The 5,815-nt window shown below is 59.0% G+C and carries 6 protein-coding genes and 3 pseudogenes; 6 read left to right on the top strand and 3 right to left on the bottom strand.

The features are described from left to right. Both WDW90_RS34300 and WDW90_RS34295 read left to right on the top strand, forming a co-directional pair. A pseudogene (locus tag WDW90_RS34300) lies at positions 1-90 on the top strand (IS5-like element ISMex42 family transposase); the annotation flags it as partial. A 676-nt stretch (positions 91-766) separates the two neighbouring features. After that, complete coding sequence (locus WDW90_RS34295) at positions 767-1,330, top strand: hypothetical protein (RefSeq protein ID WP_336492182.1); 564 nt, start codon at positions 767-769, stop codon at positions 1,328-1,330. A 170-nt stretch (positions 1,331-1,500) separates the two neighbouring features. On the opposite strand, the gene WDW90_RS34290 is transcribed toward WDW90_RS34295, so the two are convergent. Together WDW90_RS34290 and WDW90_RS34285 are read right to left on the bottom strand one after the other, a co-directional pair. Beyond that, the gene (locus WDW90_RS34290; RefSeq protein WP_336492181.1) at positions 1,501-2,349 is read right to left on the bottom strand and encodes a hypothetical protein; all 849 of its coding nucleotides are present in this window, start codon (positions 2,347-2,349) and stop codon (positions 1,501-1,503) included. 128 nt (positions 2,350-2,477) lie between these two features. Further along, a complete protein-coding gene (locus tag WDW90_RS34285; protein ID WP_336492180.1) occupies positions 2,478-3,329 on the bottom strand; it encodes a hypothetical protein in 852 nt (283 codons plus the stop codon). A 79-nt stretch (positions 3,330-3,408) separates the two neighbouring features. Between WDW90_RS34285 and WDW90_RS34280 the strand changes: the two are divergent. From WDW90_RS34280 to WDW90_RS34265, 4 genes and pseudogenes are all read left to right on the top strand, one after another. Then, positions 3,409-3,495, top strand: a pseudogene (locus WDW90_RS34280) (beta-hydroxyacyl-ACP dehydratase); the annotation flags it as partial. A 58-nt stretch (positions 3,496-3,553) separates the two neighbouring features. Next, positions 3,554-3,931, top strand: a complete 378-nt coding sequence (locus WDW90_RS34275) for a hypothetical protein (protein WP_336492178.1) — start codon at positions 3,554-3,556, stop codon at positions 3,929-3,931. Between the two features lie 446 nt (positions 3,932-4,377). Further along, positions 4,378-4,824, top strand: a complete 447-nt coding sequence (locus WDW90_RS34270) for a hypothetical protein (protein WP_336492177.1) — start codon at positions 4,378-4,380, stop codon at positions 4,822-4,824. 425 nt (positions 4,825-5,249) lie between these two features. After that, positions 5,250-5,507 (top strand): hypothetical protein, encoded by a 258-nt coding sequence (locus WDW90_RS34265; protein WP_336492176.1) that lies wholly within the window; start codon positions 5,250-5,252, stop codon positions 5,505-5,507. A gap of 219 nt (positions 5,508-5,726) precedes the next feature. Here WDW90_RS34265 and WDW90_RS34260 read toward each other — a convergent pair. Continuing rightward, positions 5,727-5,815: pseudogene (locus tag WDW90_RS34260) on the bottom strand (IS5-like element ISMex42 family transposase); the annotation flags it as partial.

Here is a 5,815-nt window from a genome sequence, read left to right as displayed (position 1 = left end):
CGCGCTGTTGCCACGCGCTACGAGAAGACCGCCACCAGCTTCGCCGGTGTCCTCTGCATTGCCGCCGCACTCGACTGGCTCAAGCCATAACAGGCCGTAATGGCTCACCGGATCCCAGACGCTGACGCCACACCCAAGGCTTCAGCGCCTCAAACCCTCCCTGCCGATCCGCCTCTGGATGAGTACGATCAACTTCGAACCCTGTGCCAGCGACTGGAAGCGGCAGCCGCGGCCCTACTCCGGCTTCGCGACAAGCTCCAGGCGCAAGCGACCGAGAGATAGGAACCCAACCGAGGACAAGGGGACGGGGGCGCCGGGGCGGGCAACCCGGACGGGGTTCACCGCCGGTCCTCCTCGCCGTCCGGGCTCCTCATTGCAAGCTCGGGGGCCGGAGCTGAGGCGGCGGGGCGTGAAGAGAGACCAGCGCCCGGCACCCACGCACAGAGCTCCGGTTTGGTCAGGTCGCCGAGAACCGCCTCTATGACCGCCGCCATGTCTTTCACGCTTCAGAGCCGATCCGACACGCCAGCAGCTCTGGCGGTGAAAATCTGACACCCTCAATCTAATCAACGATCCAGCGCGATGACTCAAAGAGGCTCAGACGCGCCTCTAGGAGCCGGAACAGGGGCCGAAAACGGTGTTGGTAAAGTAAGACCAACGCAGTTCGCAGGCCCCTTCTGGACGCGCCGATGTTTGGGCCGGATCTGCTTTATCCCTGCCCCCATACGCGGAAAATTAGCCGCGTATTTGTGAAAGGTTTGCCCAAATGGATAAAAACCACCAGATTATTGATGAATATGGGGAATGGATCAGTGAGCGCCGGAGGAATGGGTGGGATGGATATTTTCTGACCTTTATGTTCAATCAACTTCGAGGAAATAGAGGTGGGCGGCTAATTCAAATGGAGAAAGAGGTAGAGCGTGTGTATGCCACTCTCCTCACCCGAGTCGTCAGAGAGCCTACTCATGAAAAGAGCAAGGACCAGCTCCCCCGTTGGATCATTTGCCCCGATTTACCTGTTCCCAAGCGGGAAAGGATGAGCTTGCGGGAGGCTACCGTCAACGATGGACTTCACCTTCAAGGGATCGGACTTTTCCCTGCTCGCTCCCGCCTTAAAGAGCCTCTCGATCAACACTTTTCGGAACATCAGGACCTATATGTAAAGGTTGGAGGTCCGCTTCGGAGCGTTGCAGCCACCCCGATCATCGCCACCCCGAAACGAATGGTGGAGTACGGGTTCAAGGCCATCCCGCGTCGCACGGCCAGCTTCGATGACGTCCTTATTCTCCCGCGGGCTTTGAGTGAGATTAAGGATCAGCAGATGCAGTGAGACGCTCTAGATGCAGAAAATTCGCAGAATGTGAAACGCCCCTGTCAAATTGACAGGGACGTTTTTTTGTGACGAGCGAGAGGTTAGTGGGCGGTACGGCGGGGCTTGCCGCTGGAGTGCTTCACACGACGGGTGAGGGGCTCGTCCTGACGCGGAGTGCTCTTACGGCGCTAAGACTTGATTTGCCCCGTTGCCACGCCGGAGAGCAGCTTCACAACCTTGTATGAACGGTGACCTTTCTCGTCGAGCATTGGCTTCACCTGGATGTTTATCGTCGATCGGCTTGAGAGATGGAAGAGTGGCTCCATCAGCTTGCGCTCTCCTATCAGCTTCACCTTGCAGGGATTTGAGGAGTTTGCCACATGTTCATCCGCACTCGTATTTTTTTGCGGCTCAGCACGGCCTGCATCCCTCTTCTTCTTGACGTGATCGGAAGCCAGCTTGGCGAACCCGCCCCCTTCCACGACCTTGCTGGGGATGTCCTTGGCCGGAACGCCCTGGTCAAAGAAGGGGCGCACTGCGCAGTGGAGCTTGCTCGCGCACTTCGATGCTACGGTGCCCTTAGCGCCACCGGCCCAGAGCAGAACATACCGAAGGGCGTCAGCGCGGTTGGCCTTCTTCGGGCCGCCCTTATAACCCTCCCAGAACTTATCCTCACAGAAGGCCGCCCACGCTCGCTTCTCCTTCACGAAGTGCTGCGCGAGGCCGTAGCAGTAGGCCACCGCATAACGATGCTCCTCGCGGTAGTTGGTTCTGAGTGCCTTGAAACGTGCCACCGAGGTGCGAATGACCTTCAGAGCCCGGTCCAGCCCACCCTCGCGCTGGAGCTTCTTGCTGTCCAGGATCTCGAAGGAGGCGCGACGCTCATCCGATTGGGAGCTGTCCTTTGTAACCGACGAGCGAACATTCGCTTTAAGCGAACGCCGCTTCTGCTTGCCATCCCGCTGACCGGGGATACGAACCGAGCGGTCCGCCTTCAAGCGAGAAAGGTCTGAGGCTTGCTTCGGCTTGTTCGACATTGTGCCCTCTCCTGAGTGACCAAGAGAGATTCGCACGTTTCCGGGAGCTCCAAAATGTTCCACGATTTTACAAAGTGATCCAGCCAACTTGCATAGGACAAGCTGCGATAAGTGCTTGATGCCGCCTCTTATTCAGCGGCCTCATCCAAGAAGTTGCTGGCAGCACGATTTCGCGTGTACTGCTGCATCACCTCATACACGCCCTTTGGCAGGCGGGGGATTCGGCAGGGCATGGGGGTGACCGAATCGGGGAGGCCGAAATACTCCTCCTTGGCCATCGAACGGCGATCCAGGAGGTCCCGCAGGCGAGTTTGCACCCAGAGGCAGCGCGAGAAGAACCCCTGGATTTCCTCGCGCTTCGCTGCCGTCTCCGTCAGCCGGTCGAGGAGGTGCTCGTCACAGGGGTCAAACAGCCAGAGGATCTCGGATTCATAATAGCGTACAAACTGAAACGCAGCCGTTCGCTTGTAAGCCTTCCAGACCTCTTGATGCTGCGAGTCGCTGTACCCGCGGGACCGCTTTCCAGCGTCATCCCGACCTCGGAAGCCTCCCTTGCGGTTGATGAACTCGGACGCTTTGCCGAGGCTCGCGCTCTCGCGCTTGTCGCGGCTTGGTGGCCGGTAGCTGAGGAGGAACCGGACGATATCAGCGACATACCGCGTGTCATCGTAGCCCCACTCGCCTGAGACCGCCTCGAACACGGGCACACTGAGCAAGCCGCCCAAACCAACCGTTAGCTGGGCGATGTACGATTTCGGCTCCAAGGCTTGAGTGAGCCAGCGAGCGTCGAGATCGCCCTCCTTGTTCTGCTCGGCAACAAGTGCCTGATTGATCGCGAGGAGCACCAAATTCGTTGGCGCGTAAGGCTCCTTCGGCCAGTTCAGCCAACCCGAGAACGCCAGGACCGCGAACTCACGCTCTAGCCGGTATTGCGGGGCACGAGCGCCCGTCAGGATCTCGACCGCGCGAGCCACATCCATCGCTGAACCCTCCGCCAAAACGCCAGCTAGAGAGATACGTCAGGTGGAGAACGTGGCCTACGGCTTCGGTCGGCTTAATTCAGGCTACCTCATTCTTGCCCATCTCGATTTTGCTCAGATGCCATTCCTGATGGCGGTCGGTAAGGCGCGCTGCCGCTCTAGCGTTCGCTTTAAGTGAGCTGCGTGATGCCCTCCTGGCTTGCGAGCGGGCGCACGTCGCCCATGTGGCGAGCTTTCTTGCGACCTCAACGCCCACCTCGCCCCTGGCCGCCTTGCGAGCCTATCTGCGTCAGCGTCGGAACGAATTCACGGACTTGCGTGCTGGCTTGCTGCCCGTCGGCGCTGATCCTCACGCGGTACTTGGGTTCGTCCACGAGCACCGCGGTCAGCTCGAGTACCTTTTTACCGACGAGCGGTTTGCCACGATTGTCGGCGGAACGGCGGCGGCTCAGCATTTGAAAAAGGAGCTCCAACGTTTGGGCTTTTTGATCGTCACCGCCGCCGGTGGGCAAGGCACCCGCTACGTGGCGAAGAGACGGCTGGTGGCAGGCGGGGAAAGGCAGTCGGTCGTCGCGGTGGCTGCCCGCATTCTCGATCCCTGAGTTCTGCGCACGTGCGGGGCAGAGGAGCCTCTCTGGCGGCACGGAGACCAATGATGGGTCGAGTGCAGGCCGAGCAGTGAGGAGAATACCAGCCTTGCCGGGCGCGTCACTCCAACCCGTTAGGCTGGCAAGGCTACGTTGAACCTAAGCGAGTTGCTGGATGGACAGCCTCAGCGCTCGGAGGCCCAAGCATCGTCCTCTGTCCAGTCCACCATGCATAATGCCCCCGCTTTCTTTAATTTGAATTCGCGCCAGTAGTTGGCTCAAAATAGGCTAATAAAGACGACATTGAAGCACCATTAACCACTTAACAGCAGACAAAACGAGTTTGGTAAAGTTCAACCATCGAACCCGCTCGGGTTTGACGTTGTCGCCGGTCGAGAATGTGCCTGTCTGTCCCTTCGGCAGGCCCCATGGTTGCTATCGAGTCACGTTGGAGTTTTGACATGCGCACCATCACCACGAAGGAAGATCTCGTCGAGTTACTGTTCGAGGAGCTCGACGAGTCCGAGCCGCGGCAGGACGTGGATCCCAACTTCTTGCTCAGGATCGGCGGTCTCTGCCTCGGGCTAATCTTTGGCGGCTGTGCGGGCGTTCCTCCCTACTTGTTTGACACGCTCGCCATTCATTATGAGGACCGCGAAGCTACACGTTGCGGGACGAAATTGGTCACGTTTGCGCGCTCCCTTGCTGCTGAGGAATGCTTCGATGCCACTCGCGTCTGGACCATCACTCGCCTGATCGAGAGGATGCTGGCGGCCTTGGACAGTGACGATCTCTGCATTCACCAGGAACCAAGTACGGGATATCGGCGAGTCGTCAGTAGCGGCGGTTTCGAGCGGCGCCGCAGTGTCAAGGTTCGCGTCCGAATTGGTCATGCCGAGCGGATGTAGCCCATTACGGTGTCCGAGCTGCCTCAAGCACGCTTCCCTGTGGTCATCTCGATCTGCGGATTACAAGACCAACCAGCCTCGTTGTGCCGTCGGCACGGCTCAGAGAGCGCTGGACCAATCCTTGGTAAAATTCAGGCAGTGGGCGCCGCTACTCCATTGGGCCGCGATCATGGCGGCCTGACCCCGCAACTAATCTCAGGAGAACATCGATGCCACGCTCCACCTCACCGGGGGCCGGCCACCCACGCCCTCGCTCCATTCAGAAAGCCAGATCCGGCGTGAGCTGTCGTTCGGCGATCTGGACGGGAAGGGTTGCCAGTATCAGCAGCTTTGAGGGGCGTTAGCGGCGCCTCCAGAATGGGCAGGTCGGTTAAACGCCGCCCGATGTACCTTGGCGATTTGAGATTTCTTTAGGAGCAATCGCGATGCGTGATCCAAAGTTTAGTAGGCTATCCGACCGCATCCTTGACCAATTTATTGCCACGGCAGACTGGGCAGAGAAGAAGGAATTGCCGCCGTCTGCCGTATTGGCGGCGGCGCTTGAGGTCAGTGCCAACCTATTGGCTTACGAATTTGGAGAAGAGCAAGTCGCGGTAATGCTGGAGAGACTTGCTGAAATGTGGCGAGGGACAGTTATGTTCGAATACGGGTGGATTCTAGGGCACCTCCAGCAACACAAATGAATATGGTTTTTCCTCACACAAAGCGAGCTCGATCAATGCCATTGGCCGAGTAGATCTGCGTTCCGCTAGCGCAACGTCTCAGGAGAACATTGATGTCGCGATCCGCCTCACAGGGGGCTGCCCACTCGCGCCCCCGCTCTGTCCGGGGTGCCCTACCCAGCGCGAGCACCAAGCTGGCCTTTCACGGCAGCGTCGGTGCCTTCCAGGATCTACGGCCTGTTAGCTCTTGAGCCAGTCGAGCGCAGCCGCGAGGGCGAGAACGCCCATGAAGCTTGAGGCGGTCTTCTCGTAGCGCGTTGCAATGGCAC

This window comes from Methylobacterium nigriterrae (assembly GCF_037106235.1).
In the GTDB taxonomy this organism is placed as follows: Bacteria; Pseudomonadota; Alphaproteobacteria; order Rhizobiales; family Beijerinckiaceae; genus Methylobacterium; species Methylobacterium nigriterrae.
This window is presented reverse-complemented; position numbering and strand designations above follow the sequence as displayed.